The sequence below is a fragment of the Trichormus sp. NMC-1 genome (assembly GCF_001858025.1).
Classification (GTDB): Bacteria; Cyanobacteriota; Cyanobacteriia; order Cyanobacteriales; family Nostocaceae; genus Anabaena.
Map to the genome: position 1 here is coordinate 81,428 of NZ_LZQD01000004.1, position 23,566 is coordinate 104,993.

Annotated in this window: 14 protein-coding genes; 7 read left to right on the plus strand and 7 right to left on the minus strand. The window is 38.2% G+C overall.

From position 1 onward, the window contains the following. Window positions 1-106: 106 nt before the first annotated feature. Window positions 107-1,018 carry a histone deacetylase gene (locus A9Y75_RS14140; RefSeq protein WP_071190205.1) on the minus strand — a complete coding sequence of 304 codons (912 nt, stop codon included), beginning with the start codon at window positions 1,016-1,018 and terminating at the stop codon, window positions 107-109. A gap of 568 nt (window positions 1,019-1,586) precedes the next feature. Here A9Y75_RS14140 and gyrA point away from each other — a divergent pair. From gyrA to A9Y75_RS14170, 6 genes are all read left to right on the plus strand, one after another. Further along, the gene (gene gyrA, locus A9Y75_RS14145) at window positions 1,587-4,235 is read left to right on the plus strand and encodes a DNA topoisomerase (ATP-hydrolyzing) subunit A (RefSeq protein WP_071190206.1); all 2,649 of its coding nucleotides are present in this window, start codon (window positions 1,587-1,589) and stop codon (window positions 4,233-4,235) included. Between the two features lie 107 nt (window positions 4,236-4,342). Continuing rightward, on the plus strand, window positions 4,343-5,950 hold the full coding sequence (gene lnt / locus A9Y75_RS14150; protein ID WP_083389611.1) for an apolipoprotein N-acyltransferase: 1,608 nt from the start codon (window positions 4,343-4,345) through the stop codon (window positions 5,948-5,950). A 360-nt stretch (window positions 5,951-6,310) separates the two neighbouring features. Beyond that, a complete protein-coding gene (locus tag A9Y75_RS14155) occupies window positions 6,311-7,639 on the plus strand; it encodes a class I SAM-dependent methyltransferase (protein ID WP_071190208.1) in 1,329 nt (442 codons plus the stop codon). Between the two features lie 545 nt (window positions 7,640-8,184). Continuing rightward, window positions 8,185-8,745, plus strand: a complete 561-nt coding sequence (locus tag A9Y75_RS14160) for a type IV pilin-like G/H family protein (RefSeq protein ID WP_071190566.1) — start codon at window positions 8,185-8,187, stop codon at window positions 8,743-8,745. 131 nt (window positions 8,746-8,876) lie between these two features. After that, window positions 8,877-11,090, plus strand: a complete 2,214-nt coding sequence (locus A9Y75_RS14165) for an O-linked N-acetylglucosamine transferase, SPINDLY family protein (RefSeq protein ID WP_071190209.1) — start codon at window positions 8,877-8,879, stop codon at window positions 11,088-11,090. Window positions 11,091-11,199: 109 nt separating this feature from the next. Continuing rightward, the gene (locus tag A9Y75_RS14170) at window positions 11,200-11,667 is read left to right on the plus strand and encodes a DUF29 domain-containing protein (protein WP_071190210.1); all 468 of its coding nucleotides are present in this window, start codon (window positions 11,200-11,202) and stop codon (window positions 11,665-11,667) included. Between the two features lie 88 nt (window positions 11,668-11,755). On the opposite strand, the gene A9Y75_RS14175 is transcribed toward A9Y75_RS14170, so the two are convergent. The 3 genes from A9Y75_RS14175 to A9Y75_RS14185 all read right to left on the minus strand — a co-directional run bounded on the left by A9Y75_RS14175 (window position 11,756) and on the right by A9Y75_RS14185 (window position 18,560). Continuing rightward, a complete protein-coding gene (locus tag A9Y75_RS14175; protein WP_236721409.1) occupies window positions 11,756-13,909 on the minus strand; it encodes a glycosyl transferase family 1 in 2,154 nt (717 codons plus the stop codon). Window positions 13,910-14,040: 131 nt separating this feature from the next. Beyond that, complete coding sequence (locus tag A9Y75_RS14180) at window positions 14,041-17,835, minus strand: FkbM family methyltransferase (RefSeq protein WP_071190211.1); 3,795 nt, start codon at window positions 17,833-17,835, stop codon at window positions 14,041-14,043. A 308-nt stretch (window positions 17,836-18,143) separates the two neighbouring features. Continuing rightward, window positions 18,144-18,560, minus strand: coding sequence for a hypothetical protein (locus A9Y75_RS14185; protein WP_071190212.1), 417 nt, complete (start codon window positions 18,558-18,560; stop codon window positions 18,144-18,146). 432 nt (window positions 18,561-18,992) lie between these two features. Here A9Y75_RS14185 and A9Y75_RS14190 point away from each other — a divergent pair, with 432 nt between their 5' ends. Further along, window positions 18,993-19,211, plus strand: coding sequence for a DUF4327 family protein (locus A9Y75_RS14190; protein ID WP_016949683.1), 219 nt, complete (start codon window positions 18,993-18,995; stop codon window positions 19,209-19,211). A 48-nt stretch (window positions 19,212-19,259) separates the two neighbouring features. Here A9Y75_RS14190 and A9Y75_RS14195 read toward each other — a convergent pair whose 3' ends face one another. The 3 genes from A9Y75_RS14195 to A9Y75_RS14205 form a co-directional block, all read right to left on the minus strand. Then, window positions 19,260-20,501, minus strand: a complete 1,242-nt coding sequence (locus A9Y75_RS14195; RefSeq protein WP_071190213.1) for an FHA domain-containing serine/threonine-protein kinase — start codon at window positions 20,499-20,501, stop codon at window positions 19,260-19,262. A gap of 16 nt (window positions 20,502-20,517) precedes the next feature. After that, window positions 20,518-22,425 (minus strand): serine/threonine phosphatase, encoded by a 1,908-nt coding sequence (locus tag A9Y75_RS14200; RefSeq protein WP_071190214.1) that lies wholly within the window; start codon window positions 22,423-22,425, stop codon window positions 20,518-20,520. A 449-nt stretch (window positions 22,426-22,874) separates the two neighbouring features. Further along, window positions 22,875-23,480 carry an rRNA large subunit pseudouridine synthase E gene (locus A9Y75_RS14205; RefSeq protein ID WP_071190568.1) on the minus strand — a complete coding sequence of 202 codons (606 nt, stop codon included), beginning with the start codon at window positions 23,478-23,480 and terminating at the stop codon, window positions 22,875-22,877. Window positions 23,481-23,566: the final 86 nt, after the last annotated feature.

Sequence of the window (23,566 nt, forward strand, 5' to 3'; positions counted from 1 at the left end):
GGTTTCAATTTTGATTCTGTACCGTATGGCTACGCCAAGCAAGCTATCGGCTGACGCTCACGGCGAAGTCTCATTGATCTGCAATCTGTTATAAAAAAGAAAACTCCTAACTTAAACAAGGTTCAATGGTGGCAATTACTGATGCTGAAAGTGTTGGTAAATCATAGCCGCCTTCTAAGCCAAAGAGGATTTTACGAGTTAAGCCTAAACAATATTCTGTGAATAAACCATAATCTTCTGGCTGCAAATTCATACTTGCTAAAGGATCATCAGCATTAGCATCATAACCAGCACTGACAATTAGTAAATCTGGCTGAAAATTGCTTAAAAATGGGATGATTTTGCTTTCCCACAAAGGTTGATATTCGGTAATATCACTACCGGGAGGAATGGGTAAATTTAACACATTATTATGAAAACCTTTTTCGGAAGCTTTTCCAGTACCGGGATAGGCGGGGTATTGATGTAGAGAACAATATGCAATTTGTGGGTGAGTTTCTACTATCGCTTGAGTACCATTACCGTGATGTACATCCCAGTCTAAGATGGCAACACGGTTAATTCCCGGTTTTTCTAAGGCATAGACAGAGGCAATGGCTGCATTAGAAAATAAACAAAACCCCATCCCTGCATCACTTTCGGCATGATGTCCCGGTGGACGCGCTAATACAAATGCGGGATTTTCTGTGGCTAAAACAGCATCTATCCCATCCAACCAAGCACTCACCGCCAACAACGCTATATCATAACTGCGGGGGGAAACTGGGGTGTCTCCATCCAAATAACCACCACCTGTGGCAGCAATTTCTTTAAGTTTGTTAATATATCTGGCAGTATGGACTTTTTCTATCCAAGACATCTGTCCGGGTTTTGTGGTTGGGGATAGCCATTCAATTTGTTCGGTAAAACTTGCAGCTTTTAAAGCTTTAACAATCGCGGTTAAGCGTTCTGGTTTTTCAGGATGATAGCGTCCTGTTTTATGTTCTAAAAATTCATCAGAATAAATAATTTGTAGCATAAGTAAGACGGCGTAAATTAACTAAATATTAAAAATCTCTAAAAAGCTTGTAAAACATGATTTTTTGATGTTTAATGTTCAATTTTTAATTCTCATGGGCGATATGAGTTTGTGGTTATAAAAATGCCAAAAAAATTAACTTAAAATTTAAAATACCACAGATTGCAACTAAATGAATTACAAACTGAAAAATCAAAACTAAAATATCAACAAATTTCAAATATAAAGCGGCTTTCACTTCTGATATCATGTTGGCTTAATTGTTGATCAAAAAACTCCCTGCGTCACCGCTTCATCCTATCTGAAGCGTCAGGACTAATGATAAATCTTTCACCAATGACGATATGACTCATGGCTCCTGAATTCTGCTGTAACTGCAATTGATATAATATTTTGATTTTGAGTTGCTAATCTATTATTGTTTTGTTAGCCATTCTGTCCACAAATTACCTGAATATATGTTAGAATCATATCAAAATATGACAATTTTTCAAGATTAATTTGACATAATTTTGCGTTTTGTCAAGTACAAAGGCTAAAATCTACAATTTTTGGAGTTGTTTAGGTTATGACAACCTCACAGGAGAGGATTATCCCGACGGATTTGCGAAATGAAATGTCGCGATCTTATCTGGAATACGCCATGAGCGTAATTGTAGGTCGGGCGCTGCCAGATGCAAGGGATGGTCTTAAACCTGTGCATCGTCGCATCCTCTATGCCATGCACGAGTTGGGTTTGCTGCCCGATCGCCCGTTTAGAAAATGCGCCCGTGTAGTGGGGGAAGTGTTGGGTAAATTTCACCCCCACGGTGACACGGCGGTGTATGATGCCTTGGTGCGAATGGCGCAGGATTTTTCGATGCGATCGCCCTTAATCAACGGACATGGTAACTTTGGTTCCGTAGATAATGATCCGCCGGCGGCAATGCGTTACACAGAATGTCGCTTACAAGCCTTAACTAGTGCTGCCCTGCTGCAAGATATCGAAGCCGAAACTGTAGACTTTGCCGATAACTTCGATGGTTCTCAACAAGAACCGACAGTTTTACCATCACGTATCCCTCAACTACTGCTAAATGGTTCTTCTGGGATTGCGGTGGGGATGGCGACAAACATTCCTCCTCACAACTTAGGGGAATTGATCGATGGGTTAGTGGCATTAATTCACAAACCCGAAATCACCGATCTTGAGTTAATGCAGTATATCCACGGGCCAGATTTCCCCACTGGGGCGCTGGTTTTGGGAACTGCGGCGATTAAAGAAGCTTACACCACCGGGCGCGGTTCGATCACCATGCGCGGCGTTGCCAATATTGAAACTATTGAACAACGGAATAGGCCGGAACGGGAAGCAATTATTATCACAGAATTGCCTTACCAAACCAACAAAGCGGCATTAATTGAAAAAATAGCCGAGTTGGTGAATGATAAACGCATTGAAGGGATTGCAGATATTCGGGATGAGAGCGATCGCGACGGAATGCGAATCGTCATAGAATTAAAACGCGATGCTTATCCCCGCGTTGTTCTCAACAACCTTTACAAACAAACTCCACTCCAAGCCAACTTTGGCGCGAATATGTTGGCCTTGGTGAATGGTGAACCTCAAGTCCTCACCATCAAAGAGTTCTTAAGAGTATTTCTGGATTTCCGCATTGAAACCATTAACAGACGTACCCGTTATCAATTACGGAAAGCACAAGAAAGAGATCATCTTTTACAGGGTTTATTAATTGCTTTATCCCAATTGGATGCAATTATTATCTTGATTCGTCATGCACCCGACGCACCCACAGCCAAAGGTGAGTTAATCACAACTTACGGACTTTCGGAAGTCCAAGCTGATGCAATTTTACAGATGCAACTGCGGCGATTAACAGCCCTAGAAGCAGATAAAATTCGTCTAGAACACGAAGAATTACAAAACCAGATCGCCGACTTACAAGATATCTTGGATAGACGGGAACGGGTGCTAGAAATCATTGAAAGCGAAGTTAGTCAAATCAAAACTAGTTTCGCCACACCCCGACGCACACTTATTACTCACGCGGAAGGGGATTTAGATGATCTCGACTTAATTGCTAATGAAAAAGTCCTGATTCTTCTCACCAAACAAGGTTACATCAAACGGATGCCCGTTAATACCTTTGAAGCCCAAAGCCGTGCCACCAGAGGCAAAGCCGGCGCTAAAGTCAAAGATGATGATACCATTGAGCATTTCTTAACTTGCTGCGACCATGATAGCGTCTTATTCTTTAGCGATCGCGGAGTCGTCTACTCTCTGAGAACCTATCAAATACCCCTTGGTTCCCGTACCAGTCGCGGTACACCCATCGTCCAAATGTTACCCATTCCCAAAGAGGAAAAAATCACTTCCATCGTACCTGTAGACGAATTTAGGGATGATGAATATTTGGTTATGCTCACCAAAGGCGGTAACATCAAAAAAACCGCATTGGCAGCATTTAGTAACATTCGCGCCAACGGTTTAATTGCCATATCCTTAGAAGAAGGCGATCAACTGCGTTGGGTACGGAGAGCTAGAGTAGAAGATAGCGTGATCATTGGTTCCCGTCACGGAATGGCCATTCACTTCCGCTGTACCCATGAACAATTGCGCCCTCTCGGTAGAGCGACTCGTGGGGTAAAATCCATGAAACTCAAAAAAGGTGATGAATTAGTAGGGATGGATATTCTTCCAGCGGCTATTCTGGAAACTTTGAATACAGAAACTGAAGAAATCATCGAAACTGAAGAAATCATCGAAACCGAAGATATCGTCGAAACCGAAGAACTCATCGAAATCGAAGATAACGAAGATATCGAAAATAACGAAGAAACCGCAGAAGTAGCCAATAACAACAGTACTGGCCCTTGGGTTTTGGTGATTACAATGGGAGGATATGGAAAGCGCGTACCAGTTGGACAATTCCGCCTCCAAAACCGGGCTGGACAAGGTTTAAGGGCTACCAAATTCAAAAACCGCAAAACCAAAGACAAATTAGCCACCCTGCGAATTGTCAACAACGACGAAGAAATTATGATGGTGACAAATCGCGGTATTATCATCCGTCAAGCCGTGAATGCAATTTCCACCCAATCGCGTTCTGCTACCGGAGTGAGAGTGCAGCGTTTAGACGAAGATGACGCAATTACAGGAGTAGCAATTGTTCCTCCCGATACTGGTGATACAGGCGAACTAGAAGAAACAGAGTAAAGAAGACACAGGAGGATTCAACGCAAATTCACTTTAGTAAACCTCTGCGTGACTTTGCGCTTACCTCCGCGTTCCTCTGCGTTAAAAAAATTACGACTGATATAAAGATGAAGTATTTAGGAAAAAAGCCGTTTTCATCCTTTCACCTTTACGCTTTATCCTTGATCAGTGGGCTATTGATGGGGGTGACAGTCGCCCCCGTCGGTGCTTGGTTTCTAGCCTGGTTCGCTCTAGCTCCATTGTGGGTGATAGTTGTTAAATATACTAAAAATACCCTTTCCTCCCTACCCCCTGCCTTTATTTGGGCGATCGCATATCATGGAGTAGCCCTATCCTGGATTACTGGTATTTATCCTATGGATTGGTTGGGTGTTCCAGCTTTACCTGGTTTAGCAATCACCCTTTTTTGCTGGTCATTTATTAGCCTGTGGGGAGGAATATTAGTCTCAGTTTGGGCGGCTTTGATGGTAAAGCTAGATCAGCAAAAACCCTGGCTGCGGGTATTAGTTGGTACGGCTTTATGCTGCGGGTTAGAAAGTCTTTGGAGTGCCAGTCCTTTGTGGTGGAGTTCTCTTTCATACACCCAATCACCGCACAATCTGGTAATTTTACATTTGGGTCAATTGTCTGGGACTAGCACTGTAACGGCTGTGATTGTGGCTGTTAATGGGTTGCTTGCGGAAGCTTGGATTTATGATGAAAAGCTCACGCAATCGCTCTTAGCGATCCCGAAGGGTAGGCGCAAAGGCGCAAAGGAAGGAGGGAGTTTAAGGAAAAGTTTTGTTAATCTTTATTTGGTTGTTGGTTGCTCACTTTTAATTATTTCTCATATTATTGGTTTTGTTTTTTATAATCAACCTCTGACCCAAAACCCAAATACAAATTTAAAAATCGGCATTATTCAAGGTAATATTCCCAATGAAATAAAACTGCGTCCTGAAGGATTGCGTCGAGCTATTGAAGGTTATACTGAAGGATATTTAAAATTAGCAAATCAAGGTGTCGATGGAGTTCTTATTCCAGAAGCTGCGTTACCATTTTTTCAACGCAATCTACCACAAACTTCTTTCCTGAAAGCAGTCAGAGAGAAAGGTGTAGTTGCTTGGATAGGTGCTTTTGGCGAAAGGGGAAACAGCTATACAAACAGTTTATTTACTGTCACTGCTCAAGGGGAAATTACCAGCCGCTACGACAAATCCAAGTTAGTCCCACTAGGTGAATATATTCCTTTTGAACAAATTTTAGGCGCGATTATTCAACGTTTATCACCACTAGATGAACATCAAGTTGCTGGTTTACCAAATCAGGTTTTTGATACTCCCTTTGGACGAGCAATTGTGGGGATTTGTTACGAATCAGCCTTTCCAGAAATTTTCCGTCGTCAAGCTTTCCAGGGTGGGCAATTTATTCTCAGTGCCTCTAACGATGCCCATTATACAGCGGCAATGTCAGATCAACATCATGCCCAGGATATCATGCGGGCAATTGAAACCGATAGATGGGCTGTCAGAGCAACAAATACGGGATACTCGGCTTTTGTAGATCCTCATGGGAGAACTTTGTGGAAATCAGGACATAACACCTACGAAACCCACGCAGAAACTATTTATCGTCGTCAAACGCAGACTTTATATGTGCGTTGGGGTGATTGGTTGATGCCTTTATTGTTGGGTTTGGCTGGGTTGGGGTGGTTTTTAGGCGGAACGATTAATTAAACATCGACCGAATTTAAATATGCGTGACCTAAAGCCCTTGTAGAGACGTTCCATGGAACGTCTCTACAATATTTACCGGAGATGTCTAATAGATACACCAAATCGCAAGTAAATGATGTATATATATTAGTGGTGAAACTCTTGTGGAGTGACCATCACCCGCTACAAGTGTACCTCACCCAAATAAAATTTTCTGTATACAATGGCTCTACAATTGGCATATACTGTTTTTAGATATACAGCAGATTCCTTTGTTATAAGGTACATCATAGCCCCCTCATCGCTTGCGGGGAGGGGGTTGGGGGTGGGGTTCTTGTACCTCAAAGTATCATCATCAACTGACTATTAAGAGGCATTAATATGACAAATTCAACATCTGATTTATGGGCAAAAATTCGTCAACAATTTGATAGTTTGCCATATCCTAATTATCCCCTTGAAAAATCTGCCAAAAATGATATTAATGCACTTTATCTTCATAACTTAATAACCCCTTATTATCTGAGAAACAAAAAAGTTCTAGACACCAAAGACAGATTAATTTTAGATGCTGGATGTGGTTCTGGTTTTAAATCATTACTTTTAGCAGAAGCAAATCCTGGGGCGAAAATTGTCGGTGTTGATATATCAGAAGAGTCAGTTAAACTTGCACGGCAGCGATTAAAATATCATGGTTTTGATAATGCTGAATTTCATGTTTTGTCAATATATGATTTACCCAAGCTAAATTATCAATTTGATTATATTAATTGTGATGAAGTTCTCTATCTTTTCCCTGATATAGCTGTGGCTTTGCAAGCAATGAAAGCTGTATTGAAGCCAGAGGGTATTATTCGCACCAACCTACATAGCTCAATCCAAAGATTACCTTATTTTCGCGCACAAAAAATCTTTGAAATCATGGGTTTGATGGATGACAACCCAGAACAATTAGAAATAGATATTGTGATAGATACTATGAAAGCTTTGAAGGATAATGTCAATCTCAAAGCTACAACTTGGAATGCTTTCTATGAAGGAGAAAACCTAAAAGAGATTATTTTAGCGAATTATTTATTGCAAGGGGATAAGGGTTACAGTATCAGTGATATTTTTTCAGCTTTAAGAGCGGCTGATTTAGAGTTTATCAAAATGACGAACTGGCGGCAATGGGACTTGATGAACTTATTCAAAGAACCAGATAATTTACCTGCTTTTCTAGGAATGAGCTTACCGGAAGCTTCCATAGAAGAACAGTTACAATTATTGGAACTTCTCCATCCTATTCATAGATTACTGGATTTTTGGTGTGGTAATCCTCAAGCCGCACATACTTTTGTAGCATTTTCCGAATGGACTGATTCTAACTGGGAAAATGCAATAGTACATCTGCATCCACAGTTAAAAACCTCTACCTTCAAAACAAACGTTAGGGATTGTATAAGCGAGGGCAAAACTTTTCCTATCCGTAAATATCTGGCTTTAACAGAGGAATTTGTCTATATAGATAGCTCAATGGCTCTTTGCTTGCTACCTCTGTTAGACAAACCTTTACCCATGATGTCCCTAGTCGAGCATTGGCAACAGTTTAGACCTCTTGATCCTCTGACAGCAGAACCTACAGATAAAGTTAAGGTTTTTCAGCTATTACAAACGCTGCTAAAGGTTCTAGAGGATTTTGATTGCATTATGTTAGAGCGTCAATCTTGATTCTAGTCCGTAGTCAGCGATTTCAGGTGCAAACGGGTATGTATCCTTTAGACATCTCCGGAAATGAATGTAGAGACGTTCCATGGAACGTCTCTACAAGGGTTTCATATCACGCATATTTAATTTTTTCTCGTTCCCATACTCTGTATTCTCGTTCCCATACTCTGTATTCTCGTTCCCATACTCTGTATTCTCGTTCCCATACTCTGTATTCTCGTTCCCATACTCTGTATTCTCGTTCCCATACTCTGTATTCTCGTTCCCATACTCTGTATGGGAATGAATTCTAGAAGGCTCTGCCTTCTATGAAAACAGAGGCAGAGCCTCTGTAATAGCATTCCCAGTCGGAGACTGGGAACGAGATAGAAGTATCTTGGAGATTTTTCACCAAATACTAAATAGCTGTAAGCCTTAATAAATAAGCTTTTTAGTCTATTTATGCCATCTGGTAAAAAAAGTTTTTCAGTGAGGTGATATGAAATTGATCAAGAGTGGGTAAGTTATTTTTACAAGGAAACGATACTTCACCAGCAAGGAAAACTACTATGAAAACTGAATTGAAAGCCAAGTTTATCCAACACCTCCTCGGTAAAAAGAAAGAGAACGAAGGTTTTACCCTGATTGAATTGTTAGTTGTAATTATCATTATTGGTATTCTCTCAGCTATTGCTCTACCTTCCTTCTTGAACCAAGCGAACAAAGCACGTGAATCTGAAGGCAAACAGTACGCTGGTGCTATGAACCGTGGTCAACAAACCTTCTACCTAGAAAATCAAAAATTCACTGGTGATGAAGCAGATTTGGGTTTAGGTATTGCTACTCAAACCACCAACTATAAATATGAAGTCAAAAACGCAGCAGGTGCTACATTAGTAGGTACTGATCTAGTAGGTGTAATGAACGTTGCTGATCCAATTAACTCGGTTAACTTAAGAGCATTTGCTGGGTTAACTGACCTGATCCAATCTGGTGGTGCAACTACAACAACAGCAGTTCTATGTCAGACAAAAGATGCTGGTGCATTTAAGGCCACTGATTATAAGATTGTAGCAGCAGTTGACGATGTATCACCAATATGTCAAAATAACGCTAAGGCAATTGAATAAGATAGTTTATGAGATGGCGTTGAAAACTATCAAGTTTCTAATGGTATGACACAGATAATTTCATGTAACTAATGTAAAGGTAGGTAATTATTTTACCTACTTTTTATTTTATTATTGTTGTTTTAACAATTATGAATAATCTCCAATCTCTAGCACAACAAGCCTTGAAAACTTTCCAGCAAGGTGAGTATTTTCAAGCATTAGAACTTTATCAAGAATTAATTAATCATCAACCAGAAGTTAAAGAATATCACTGGTATTTAGGATTATCCTTACTTTTACAAGGTAAAGAAGCAGAAGCACAAACTACTTGGATGTTAGCAATTTTTGAAGGGGAAGAAGAACAAATTGAACAGTGGACCTATGAATTAGTTAAAGTATTACAAACAGAAGCAGGAAGACAAGAAGAATTAACACAATATCAACTTGCTTGGGTTATTCGTCAACATATTCGAGAAATTTATCCTGGTGAAGTTAATAATATTTTAGAACTAATCAAGTTATCTTTAGATTTAGAAAATCTGACTCAAGATAGCTTTCAGGAATTAGGCATTATTGAAGTTTTAAATTCTGAACCTGAAGAAATAGATAGAGAATTGTTATTTTCTGTCCTCAAAAAAACTCTCAAACTATTATGGTTTGAACTTTGGATATTAGATTTTCCTGAAGCGTGTATTTTCTATTTAGATCCCTTACAACTGACTCACTGTGTCATGTTAACTGCTACAGAAGCAGCTTACGCAGGACACAAGTTTAACTTAGCAATTAAATATGCTGAATTAGCTTTAAAAATTAATTATCCAGATCCAGATGTTATCTCAGAAGTCCTCAGTCACTTAGCAACTTTTTATTATGAAGTTGGTAATTTTGACCAAGGAATTAATCTTTCTAAAAAAATTCATGATTTAGCAACTAATACCACTGATTTAATCAATGCTAATATCATGGTATTACAGGGTTTATTACGTTCTGGTGGACGTTGGTATGAAGCTATTCCCATTATTCAAGAATATGAAAGTTATTTAAATAAACTAATTACAGAACAACCAAATTTAGGGAGGAATAAGATTTACCGTTTACTGAATTGTACATATTATCTGCCCTATCTGCGTGATGCGGCTCGACAAAATCGCTTTTTACATAATGAGATTGTCAAATTATGTCAAACCAGCATTCAATTTTATGCCCAAGAACAATATAACCGTTACTCTCTCGCTAATTCTCAAAGAATAAAAGCATCGAAGAAAAAACTAAAAATAGGTTATCTTTCCCATTGTTTACGAGAACATTCAGTAGGTTGGTTAGCCAGATGGCTATATCAACATCATAATAGAGAAGAGTTTGAAATATATACTTATTTTGCTACTTACCGTTCTCATGTTCATGATTTTCTCCAAGATTGGTATGAGGAAAAATCAGATCATGTCAGAAAATTAGGAAGAGATGGAATAGAAATTGCTGAACAAATTCATCAAGATGAAATTGATATTTTAATTGATCTTGATAGTATGACTGCGGATATTAGCTGTGAAGCAATAGCATTAAAACCAGCCCCAATTCAAGCAACATGGTTAGGTTGGGATGGTTCGGGAATCCCTGCTATTGATTATTATATTGCTGATAATTATGTTTTACCAGAATATGCCCAAGAATATTACAGTGAAAAAATTTGGCGTTTACCAAATGCCTATCTAGGGGTTGATGGTTTTGAAATTGGTATACCAACTTTAACCAGGAAAAATTTAGAAATTCCTGATAATGCAGTAATTTATTTTAGCGCTCAATCTGGTTATAAACGCAATCCTGAAAATGTGCGTTTACAAATGAAAATCCTCAAACAAGTACCAAATAGTTATTTTTTAATCAAAGATATTAATAAAGATGTCAGTGTAGTTAGAGAGTTTTTTGAACAAATTGCGGAGGAAGAAGGAGTCAGTAAAGAGAGATTACGCTTTTTAGAAAAAGTCCCCTCATCCTCAATTCATCGTGCTAATTTAATGATTGCTGATGTGGTGTTAGATACCTATCCCTATAATGGTGCAACGACAACAATGGAAACTTTATGGGTGGGTGTCCCTTTAGTCACGAAAGTGGGAGAGCAATTTTCAGCCCGCAATAGTTATACAATGATGGTGAATGCGGGTATCAGTGAAGGTATTGCTTGGAGTGATGAAGAGTATATAGAGTGGGGTGTGCGTTTAGGTAAAGATGCTGATTTGAGAAAAGAAATTCACTGGAAATTATTAAAGTCACGTCAAACTGCACCGCTGTGGAATGGTAAACAGTTTACTCGTGAAATGGAGAAAGCCTATCAACAAATGTGGTTAAAGTACATTGATAGTTGAAATCCTGAAATTATGTTAATCTTTAACCAAAGGGTTTAGTTTAAGGTTGTAGGCATCACTCTATGAGATCCTGACAGATGACCCATTCTAACCGAAAAGGATTTTGATTATGATAAATATCACACAAAACCAACTACAACAACTGTATGAAATTGATGATTATCTCTGGTTAGAAGAAACCATTAAACTTCTAAAAACCAAAAACTTAGAAAATTTAGATTTAGATAATTTAATTGAGGAATTAGAAAGTTTGGGAAGAAATGATTTAAATAAAGTTAGAAGTCTTTTAAAACAGATTATTATTCATATTTTATTGTTAGAATATTGGCAGGAAGAGTATGAACGCAATTATCGTCATTGGCAGGGTGAAATAATTGCTTTTAGATATGATTTAAACAACAGCTTAACCACGACATTAAAAAATAAGCTAATTCAAGAGTTAGAACATATTTATAATGTTGCTGTTAAAATTGTCAGTACAAAAACAGGATTATCATCAAACCTATTTCCTGATAATTGTCCCTATTCTTTAGAACAGTTATTAGATGATAATTGGTATTCTGAAAAACATTCATGAGGTAAAAATAAATGACCAGTCTTTACAATAAAGATTATGCTTATTGGGCTGAAGAAATGGCTGCAAATTTTTTGTAGTTAATTTTATACTAAGAGATTGAAGCTGATTTCTCTTCCACAACCTGTTTATAAAATGCTTCTAAACCTAACACGCAAGTTTTATCATCAAAAACACGATCTTGATTCTGACTCATTCTTTCTACAATGCTATTTCGCCATGCAGAATCTAATCCTAATTTTACAGCGATTTCGATATATTCTGCTTCATTTTTAGCAATAGTATCTGTCACTCCTAAAAGTTTCAGGAAACTATCTGTGTGACGACCACGCATAAATTCCCCAGGACAAGTAACAATAGGAAGATTGCAAGCAATGGCTTCTAAACTAGTATTACCACCAGACCAGGTAAATGTGTCAAGATAAACGTCTGATAATAAGTTAATCATCAGATAATCTAGCCGTTCTGGAATATTAAGATGGACACAGTAATCTTCACTATTTAACCCTACCGCAGCAAAAGCACGTTGCAATCGGGGCTTTAATACAGTACCACGTAAAAATACAAATTTGGCTTGGGGAATGCGACTAGCAATTTCTGCCAATATAAAATCGTATTGTGGTAAATATTTAAAAGGCGCTTGACAACATAAATAAATTATATCGTCATCATTTAAACCATAATCTGAACGAGTTTTAATAACTGGGGGAATATAAGGTTGAGGATAAGCAACACCAATATTAGGTAAGAGAATTAACTTTTCTGAGTAATGTTCTTGAGCATTTTCCCCTTCCATTAACTCGCTAGATAAAAAATAATCAATAGTTGGTAAACCCGTTGTTACAGGATGTCCCCAAGCTACACACTGCACTGGTGCAAGTCGTAAACCTGCCATTTGCATAGTTGGCGCGTCCATGCCAATTTCTGGATAAACTAAAATGTGTAGTTTATCGGCAATTATTTGTTCACAAACTGCTGGTAAGTTATGAGGAATATGATAGAAAAAGTCGCTATGTTCTTTAAATTGTTGAGTAATTGAATCTGGCTGATTACCTGTATAGTAACAGTAAATTTCAAAATTTTGATGATCACAGTAACGCAACCAACCAGTTAACCACAGTGTACCGCTATAAGAATGTAAATAATTAGAAGCATAACCAATGCGGATTTTTTCTTGCGTCTGAAGTTTTGGCATAGATAAAGGTACAACCCATTGGGGAAAGTTAGCCGCCATGATTTCATGTACTAGCTGTCCATATTGGCGTTGTAAATCCACATCATTTTGCGCTTGATAGGATAGGTAAAAGTTAGTTAATCTCCCTATACCAGCTAAAGCATTACTTCGTTCTTCGGGAGTTTTTAAAGATGTTTTCTGAATTAACTTTTCTAGTCCTTGCGTATATCTCTGGCGATAAAATTTAATTTCTTCTTGGTTGTTGTAGATTGTCGGGACTGTTAAATATTTAAGAATTTGAAATGTATAATCATCAGGTAATAATTGACAAGCATTCTCTGCGCTTGCAATTGCTTCTTGATTAAGTCCATTCAGCCGCAAGTCTATAATTAATGAAAAATGTAACCGAGGATCAGTATTATGAATTTTGATTCCGGCTGCGAGTGTTTGAAAATATTGATCTAGTAGGTTCAAATTTCTATAGCATTGACTTAAATGCAAATAAACTTCCGCATTTACCGAATACATTTGTATAAGTATTTGGTATTGTTGACTAGCTGCTTGCCATTTCCCTTCTTGAAATAATCTATTACTTAAATTAAAAATCAATTTACTCAGGGGAATATTATTAAAATTCTCTACCTCATAGGCTGGGATTTTCTCTATACCAAACAATGCTAGTGCTTGTAGATTTTGATGTTGTAGAATAATTTGAGCATAAATAAAATTGCTTAGTCTCTCTCTTTCATGTTCATTTAAATCTTCTAGTAGAGAAATTTCGCATTCAGTAGTGATGTCAAAATTTTCTCCTATGAGTAAATTCATAGCCACAGCAGATAAAAATAAATTGGCTTCTTCGATGTCACTACCATTTGTATCTATCAGCAATGTTATTTGATGACTATCAGGATGATTTACTACAGATTTAATAGTTTGTTCTAATTCTAGTAACAGTGACTCTTCTGGTTGTTTCCAATCAGGGAAAATTATCATATTAATCTTCTCTGGACTTATTTGCAGAAGCTCTAATATAGATTCGTCTATTTGGTTAATTAATTTGTTGGTTTTCACTTTTGATTTTTTATATTGAATTTAGATATGGTTTGAACACAAGCTGATTGAAAACCTATTCCCTGCTAGAACCTTGAATAAGGTACAGCATAAAATACACCTGAATGGATTTTACACAAATGCTCTTACAGTTAATTTATAAAACTATCTATTTGATAACTTTGTAGCTTGCTAACTGGAGCTTGTGCTAAAGCTAATTCATCTTCATTTTTCAAAACTACTCTGCCATAAATGCGCGGTAATAAAGATTCCCATTGCATATGCCCTAACTCAGCTACTAGGGAAATATTTATGCTATCACTAACATCTAAATCTTCTTCCATTAATAAATTCATGGCAATACTAGATAGAAACATTGTTGCTTCTTCAGCATCAATATTACCTGTGTTAATCAGTAAAGTAATTTTTTCGCTTTCAGGATGATTAGCTAATGCTTTAATTATTTCTTGTAACTCTAAACCAAGTTCATCTTCTGGTTGTGACCAATCAGGGAGTATAATTAAATTAGTTTCTCTGAGATTTAAAGATAACAAAGTTGCATTAATTAGCGCCGAACTCACAGTTTGCGCCATCTTTGTCCAAGAGAACTTTTTAGCCTGTGCTAAACCTGCGGTAATTAAAGCTTTCCTAATATTCGGTTTCTGAACTTCACACAGAGCATTTGTCAGTGCGTCCACATCATTATCATTGACATAAATAGCTGCTTCTCCTGTGACTTCTGGTATTGAAGCATTAGGACAAGTAATCACAGGACAACCACAAGCTATTGCTTCTAATACAGGCATTCCAAAGCCTTCATACTTAGAAGGATAAACTAGTGCTACTGCACCAGAGTAAGCTATTGCTAGATCGTCATCACTTAGCTGTAGCATATGTACAGCACTACCTGCTGTGTAGGTTCTTAACTCTGGCGCTAATATTCCACCAATACCAGTACAAATAATATCAAATCCGTAGCTAGTAGCTAGTTTTGAGAAAGCTTTAAAAAATAAAATACCATTTTTATAATCACCACCACTACCAACTAATAGGAAGTATGGTTTATTAATGCCATACTTGTATTTAAAAGCGTTAATTTCGCCTTCAGAAGCAGGAGAAAAAAGAGGATCTACACCACAATGAGCAACAGTAATTAATTCTGAGGGTATGTCAGGGAAACATTTATTTAAGTCTTTAGCCGTATTTTCAGAGATGGAAATATAAGCAGAGGCGTGTTTAATTCCATGATGTTTCTCACGCCACATAGGTTCACCAAAATTCGCCCCCAATACTTCTGGTATCATGTCATAAGCCATGAATACTGAAGGGGTATTTATGGGGGTGGTGTAGTAGGTAGAAATAAATAATTCGGCTTCTTCTTCTTCACATATTTGTTGAAGCATCTGCTTGTCAGCTTCGGTATTATTATAGTCGTAGCTGGGAAAATTACGGTAGCGTATACCGGGAATTTGGGGTGCTGTATTAACTCTATCTAAGACTAAAATATGATTAGCAAACTCTGTGTTTGCCCATTGTTGCAGGAGACTTCGCCAAACTCTAGCAATTCCTGTTCGATATAGTTGGAAAAATACACCATCAACTATAATTTTTGGCTTTTGTTTTTGAATTTTTTCTCTTTGCATCTGTATTTCATCTGGGTGTAAAAACCGCCAGTTACTATTCCTGAAATCCCTTTGCACGATTGGTATTACACCGTAAGATTCAGCAATATCTACTATTGTTTCATCTCCTACCCAAGCAAAGTAATTTCTTAATAAAGTAGGAAATTTACTGTTTGATTGTAAAGCTTGCCACTGAGATACAGCATTACTATACCCATAATACTGTTCTTTAAACCGCAATTGTTCTGACGTGACGTAGGCAAAGTGTTGGAACACTAACCCATTCTTTTCAGTTTCATCATGTAAAAAAGGATTTATCGCTGCGATATTTTGATGTTGTCCGTCGAGAAGAGGTTCAACTAATACGGGAGGTTCATGTGCTGCCCAAAATGATCCTGGTTTATATTTCCAAGTTCTTAACCACTCTTGTTGGGGATTTTGTGCATAACAGTTACGGGTACTAATAATGAGTTTTTCTCCAACAAAATACCAGCACCAATAAAAAGCAGCAGTTTTTTCAGGGTTACTAATGAACATTTCTCTAGCAGTACAAATCTGCTCTAATGTCCATAGTTCATCTACATCAACTTGCCATAACAAACATTCTTCTTGAATATTGACAAGTGGTGCATTTACCATTTCTCTCTTACCATCCCAAAACTCTCCTTTGGGTTGGCGGTAAATTGTAATATTATCTGGATATAGTTCCGCTAATTTATCCAGATATTCTTTAGTACCGTCATAGCTGAGACCATTATTATGAATTTCATCACTAACTTTTCCTCCCAATTGGACACTCCAACTGGTGTCATGTTGTAAATCAGCTACACCTTCAATAATATGCCAATGCCATTTAAATGGAAGTTGCTTGAATACTTCTATATGGTATTGAATAAATGGTTGCCCATTCAAAACAATGGTAAAAAAATTAATTGGTACTATGGGAAAAGCAATATAATTTTCATAAAAAGAATTAGAATTTACTACTTTTTCTCCAATATTTCCATCTTTAGTTATTCGATGGCATTCATAACCATTTTCAATCAAGATATCAAAAGTAGATTTGGCAATACGATTTAATCCCTCTAACATTTTTTGTGATATCTCAAATTGTATATATCTTATAGATTTATTTTTTAATAATTCTCTAGCTCCCTCTAATACATCACTTTCAGCACCTTCAACATCAATTTTCAAATAATCAATATGAGCAATGCTATTTTCTAAGCAAAATGAATCTAACTTAATTGCGTCAACAATCTCTGTATTTATAATGGGTATATATTGACCTGATCCTTCGGGATCTAACATTTGTGGTTTTCCAATGCTATTCCACACTGAAAAATCTTCTGGAAATTCATTAAATTCTATTTGAGTATTATCCGAGTAAAATGCTTTTTTAAATTCATAAACATTTTTAATATTTTGAGCAATAAGTCGCTCTTGCAGCCGAGTGAAAGTAGTTGATGCTGGTTCAAATGAATAAACTTTTCCAGAATAATCTACTAGTTTACTTAGAAGTATTGAATAATCACCAATGTTAGCACCAATATCAAAAACTAGCATTCCTGGTTTAACAAGTCTAGTCACTAGTATTTGCTCAGATTGTTCATACACAGAAAAATAATTTTCAACACTATCCTTCTTTTTGAAAACAGAATATCCATTTCTAACAGATGTGCTTTGAGAAATGAGTATATAACTAGAGTCATTTAGCAATTTATGATGATTGATATAATTTTTAAATGTAGTAATATCATCTAAACAAATAAATTTTGCTCCGTATACCTCATTTAATTCTGCAACACCAGTAAATTCTGAGCCGTCTATTAAAACCACGTCAAAATAGTCTATATTATTTTCTTGTTTAACTCTTTTAATACCGCTATCAGCAACTCCAGAGTTTTTTACATATTCAATATCTTGGTTTAACCAACTAAGAATTAGTTCTAATGGATATAAATTTAAATTAGTTATATTACTTCTGTAAAAATCTATAACTTCTTGCTGCTTAGGAAAACTTTCTAGTGAAACAGAAGAAAAATTATAACATTTTACAAATAAATCATTGCTGTACCTGTTTTGCAACTCAGCAAATCTAGGTTTTGAAATTTCCATACAAAACAAAATTGGATGGTTAGGGTTTTCTCTTAAACCCATAACAAAAGCTTCTGTACTTCCTTCACCTGAAGATGATCCAATTTCTAAAACTGTTTTAATATCTTCTTGCCTAGCAATTCTGTGAATAGCTGTATAAAATTCATCATTTTTGATTTCTGGCGGAATTAAACGGTTAAGTTCAGAATTACTAATTTCATTATTCATAATCATGCTCTTAATTTTTTAACCTAATCAAATTTTTCTAAGTAGGTAGACAGAATTAAATGTCAGATAAAATTTTTGTCGTAGTGAGCGATAAATCGCTCTCTTGCTAGGTTTGATAGGGCTAAAGCCCTTACTACTAACTTTTCTTTTATTCAGTCTTACTACTTAGCGATCGCTCTGATCTTTCCCTTTTTTTTATATCCGCTAAAACAGTCTTATAATCTTACCTATAAGAATGCTGCTGTACCAACTTCGCTATCAGAGCGATTTAGATATAGTTGAGTTTCTACTGAAAATAGTAAGCCATCCTAAGGGTGATAGCTTCGCTCGCCGTAGGCATCGCTCTCCTTCTTCTTCATATTCCCCAAAACAACTTTATAATCCTGCCTATCAGGATGCTGCTGCACTAACTTCTCCATGAGAGCTATCGCACCTTTTGTATCTTTCATTTCTAGCCGCAGTAGTGAAAGTTTTTCCTGCACCAATTGGTTATTTGGTTCTCGCTGCAAAACCAACTCATATTCTTTAGCCTGTTGTTGCAATTCTGTGTCAACAGACTGAATAACTGGTTGCTGAGACTTCTCCCAAGATTGTTTGAGAGTATTGACTGCTCCAAATAACATTGAACCACCAAAAGACACGATAGAAATATATGTTACGATTCTTTGCTTTCGCTCCAACTGCTGACGACGTTTAACTAAGTAATCATCTCCTGAAATTGCCATGTTTCAAAAAATGCTGCGGTAAATACTTAAAAAACAGCAATCCTCCTCTTCTATTTATGAGATTACCCACAACCTCACAGAAACTATCACCAAATACCCAAAGCTGAGTTAATTCTCTGCACTCAGATGAAAATTTCCTAAATAGTTGCTTAACGCTGGTATTTTATCGAATGAAGTTAGACATTTGGGATGCTCACCAACTGCTAGACTCAGCTTTGGCAATGACTCCTAGGCATAATTAACAGTTCGTGGTGGTGATTACCGTACAAAACATCATTTTCTAGCAATTTACTAGCGTGAGTTGTGATATACTCAAGAAGTTAAGACTAGCTTTGCCAAAATATAGCGCTCTACGCACAAGTAACAATGGCAAAACGGAAAGCAGTTTTGATTAAGCATTTACCCAAATAAAATCTGAACTACATCGAGGTTATGACTCAGCAAGTAATTCACCCTATGGTGAAATTGCAGCGTAACGTGCAATCACTCGTAGAATCCAATATCATCAAGCCCACCGATAGCATTTGGAAAATTGCTTTACTATACGGCAATGACTGGCAGCACTGGAAACAGGAACTGCAAGACTTTGGCTTTAGTATGCAAGATCCAATTGGTGACCTACTGGCGGTAGAAACTTGGGATGAAGAATAAGTATGGGGCAAGGGGAAAAGTAATAACTGATAACTGCCCCCAAGTCCATCACTGACAAATAAGCAATGCCTGAGCCAGTTCCTTAGCAGTTTGGTAGCGATCGCGTGGCAAAGGTTCCGTAACGCGCTCAATAACTTCTCGGAGTTGAGGAGTAATGGTAGGTACGCTTTTCACATCAAAGCCAAAAGCTCGTCCCTTTTGACGGAAAAACTTCAAAGGATTTTCGCCAGTGAGCAAAAAAATCAGCGTTGGACCAACAGCATACAAGTCTGATTGTGTCAAGGGTTGTCCGCGTTCCTGCTCAGGGGCGCAATAACCTTCTGCACCAATCCTTGTCCCTGGTGCGGTTCCAGTTTCCTTTACTGCTCCAAAATCCAACACCACGACACGATTGTTAGAACTTCGCACCATTAAATTTGCGGGTTTAATATCACGATGAATAAGTGGTTGCTCTTGGTTATGAAGATATTCTAAGATCTCACAGGTTTGAATCATCCAAGCGATCGCTTGATGGGGTGTCACCGGGCCATTAGTATATATACGTTTTTCTAAATCTTGTCCATGAATTAATTCCATCGCCAAGTATTTTTTGCCACCTTCGACAAAGAAGTCGTAATACTTAGGAATTCCCGGATAGTTAAGACATTTAAGAGTGTTGGCTTCCCGTGTAAATAACTCTTGGGCTTTAGCAATTTTAGCCATATCAGCATTCATTTGCTTTAAAACCAACAATTGCGGTACACCCGTAGTCAAACCAGTAGCATCCCAAGCTAGATAAGTAGTACCCATACCTCCTTGTCCTAGAGTTCTTAACACCTGATAGTGACGAATTCTCTGTTGTACTGAAAGCGGTTCACCGCAGTGAACGCAAAACAGATTATTTGGGGAATTCCCTTCGTGGGTGCATCTAGAACTATTGAAAGCAGCGGTGACATTCTGATTTTGATAGCCAGGTAAAGCCTCCGGTTCTCGAATTTCCTGAAGTTGGAATTTGAGGATAGGACCCCCCTGCGCCAATTGCAACAGGGAATTATTGGGCAGTATACATTTGTTGATCAGAGTACCATTGAGGAAAGTCCCATTTGTCCCTTGACTAATTACTTGCCAAGAATCACCCTTCTTCGCAGCACTGATTTGCTTAAGTTCCAGATGATACCGAGAAACTAGACTATCATTTAAAACAACGTGATTATCCACCGCCCGACCAATCCGAATCACGGTGGAATTCTCAAAGCACCACTGCTGAAGCGGCGTTTTTTGTTGCCTGTCTAACAGGGTTAGAGTAACCACATTGACACTCCCCGCTCTATTGAAAACTTTGCTGATTGGGACAAACTTTTAACCGAATCAGTATAGCCGTAATGTTGTCATGGCCATTGTATTCGTTTGCCAAATCAATTAAGTCGCTCAGACCTAGTTCTAGGTTAACTCCAGAACTAAGTAGCGGTTCTAAGTGAGTTTGGTAGTTGCTCTCCAGTAAATCATTATCCGATAGACCGTCCGAAGCTAACAGTAAGAGAGTATCTTCATGGATCTCAAAGAACTCCACATCAGGATGGAGCAGATTTTCGTCCCGTGGTCCTAATGCTTGGGTGAGTTGGTAGGCATCTGGACGGGCGTAAGCTAGACTAGGTTTTACACCTTTGCTAATTTCCCTTTGACCAACTTCGTGATCTTCCGTAACTTGTACTAGTCCCCCCTTGCGAGTCAGACGATAGAGACGGCTATCTCCCACATGAGCGACGACTGCCTTAGTGTTCTGCACTAACAACATTACCAGGGTAGTACCCATGCGCCCAATACCAGAACGAGACTCTTGTTGATTAAGATCGTAAATCTTCTGATTAGCTAAATAAACTGCTTGGTGGATAGTTTCTAGGGTTGGTAATTCCGGAGCAACCCAGTTTTCTTGAAAGTATTGTTGCACAGTTTTCACTGCTAACTCACTGGCCACTTCTCCCCCAGCGTGTCCCCCCATTCCATCACAGAGAATATACAAACCTCTTGCTTGCAAAGTGCGACTTCTGGGTAATTCCAGCTTTTGCAGGTTGGTTTGAATGCCAAAGTAGTCTTCATTATGATTACGTTGACGACCTACATCAGTGCGTCCTGTATCTTCTACACTTTTTAACTGCATTGACAGTAGGATTGTCGGTGCATCTTCATTTCTATCATTCATTTCCTCTGCATCATGATCTGGAAACATAGTGGATGCAGTGGTATATTGTGCCTCTAGGTCGCTAAAATCTGGGTTTTGGGGTGATTCTAGTTCTGTAGCTATCTCCTCCAAACGCGATCGCAATTGTGCCAAAGTTTCAATCTTACCGACTTCTAAATCCTCCAACATATGCACAACCGAGCCAATGTGAGTGCGTTGGGATTTTCTACATAAAGTTTCCCAAATTCGTCCCAAGGCTTTGATATTTACAGGCTGTGCTGTATTTGGTAAATTACCAGCAGACTCTTCTACATACAAACGTTGTAATCCCAATCTTTGGTCTTCATCCAAGCGCAAATTCGATAACTCCAACAAACTTTGGCGACAATTCACTGGTTCGAGTACCCCCCACAGTTGAATCATCTCATAACACCAATGTAATATTTGTAACGGATGTGTTGTGTTATCTTGCCACAAATCCAGTAAAACCTGCCAATGGGAACGGTCTTCCAAGAGTAGCACCTGTAGATTATCTTGCTCCCAGGCATCATGAATTAGTGGAATCCCTGCTGACATCTCCCTTTGTAAAGCAATATAAGCTTGAGCAAAACTAGGTATTCCACCTACATCCGCAGATGGCATCATCAACCCCTTTGGCTCATGTTCGAGCATAGCCCCAATGGGTGATATTTGATAGGGTCGGCAATCTAAAACCCTGACTTTGACTTCCACATTTGTAGCCATGACTGAAGCATCTGTTAACGGCTCCAACAACTGATAACGCTGCTGTGGGTCTAAAAAAGAGCCTACCGCCAATAGTGAAGGCGAAAAAGAATTATTCACCCCATCTTCTAAAATTGCAACAGGTGTCTTTTGAGTAATGATTGCCCACCAAACTGTGCCACATTCTGCACCACAGTTAGGACAGATTTGTGTATTTAAAGCTACTTGAGTACTGCATTGAGGACAGTCCTTATGAATTAGGGAAGTACCACAGTTTTGACAAAATTTATTGTCATTAGGGTTTTCAAATTGACAGTGAGGGCAAATCAGCATAGTGGAAGTTCCTCGATTTTCCTTCTAAAGTGCTGTTAGCCACTAGATCCAAAGTGCCACAATTAGCTGACCCTGACTACAGTAGATCTATAAGAGATTGTGGATTCACCAGGGAATATTGGTGGCAGTATATAATTGTAAACTACCCACACTGTCAGCAAGAAGCTAAAGTGTAGGCTTTCAGTAGCCCTGAACTATCTGTATTGAGACTACGACACAAACAATTCGTTCCGCTAGGCTGGTTTACTTTAGCAGCCCAATAGTAGCAATCTTTTTTGCTCCGGTTACATCAGCATTATCACTCCATCTTCTTGAGATATAGCAGGAGTCAGGAGTCAGGAGTCAGGAGTAAAACCCTCTTGTAGTGGGAGTTTCATTATCAATTGATGTCCTAACCACCCTGTCCACGGCTATAAATGAATCTTACGTTAGATGATCCAGACAGACAGCTAACTTAAGATGTATTTCGCCGACAGTGATTTTTTCAGGATTTTGATGTCCGCAGGAGTTATTTCGCGCCATTCCCCTAGTTGTAAACCATTGAGTTGTAAGTGAGCAATACTGACCCTGATTAATCGTAAAGTCGGAAACCCTACAGCCGCAGTCATGCGCCGCACCTGGCGGTTTTTCCCTTCGGTGAGGGTCATTTCTAGCCAAGCTGTGGGGATATTTTTTCTAAATCTAATCGGGGGGTGGCGTTCGCTAACAGTAGGTTCTTCAAATAGTAGCCTGACTTCGGCAGGACGAGTCCGATAATCTTGAATTTCCACCCCTGTGCATAACTTATTGATAGCCTCGGCATCAGGAATATGTTCTACCTGTACCCAGTAGGTGCGTTTATGACCAAAGCGGGGGTTAGAAAGGCGATGCTGTAATGGTCCATCATTGGTTAACAACAGTAAACCTTCACTGTCCCAGTCCAAACGTCCCACTGGATAAACATCAGGAACCTGAATATAGTCTTTTAGGGTGCTGTGTTTAGGAGATTCCTGGGTAAATTGACTCAGAACTCCATAGGGTTTATGAAAAATAATATACTTATGGTCATTGGTTATCCGACTTTGGATTTTGGATTTTGGATTTTGGATTGATTCCACTGATAAATCTGGGGGCTTGTACCATGAAATAATTATTGGTCAAA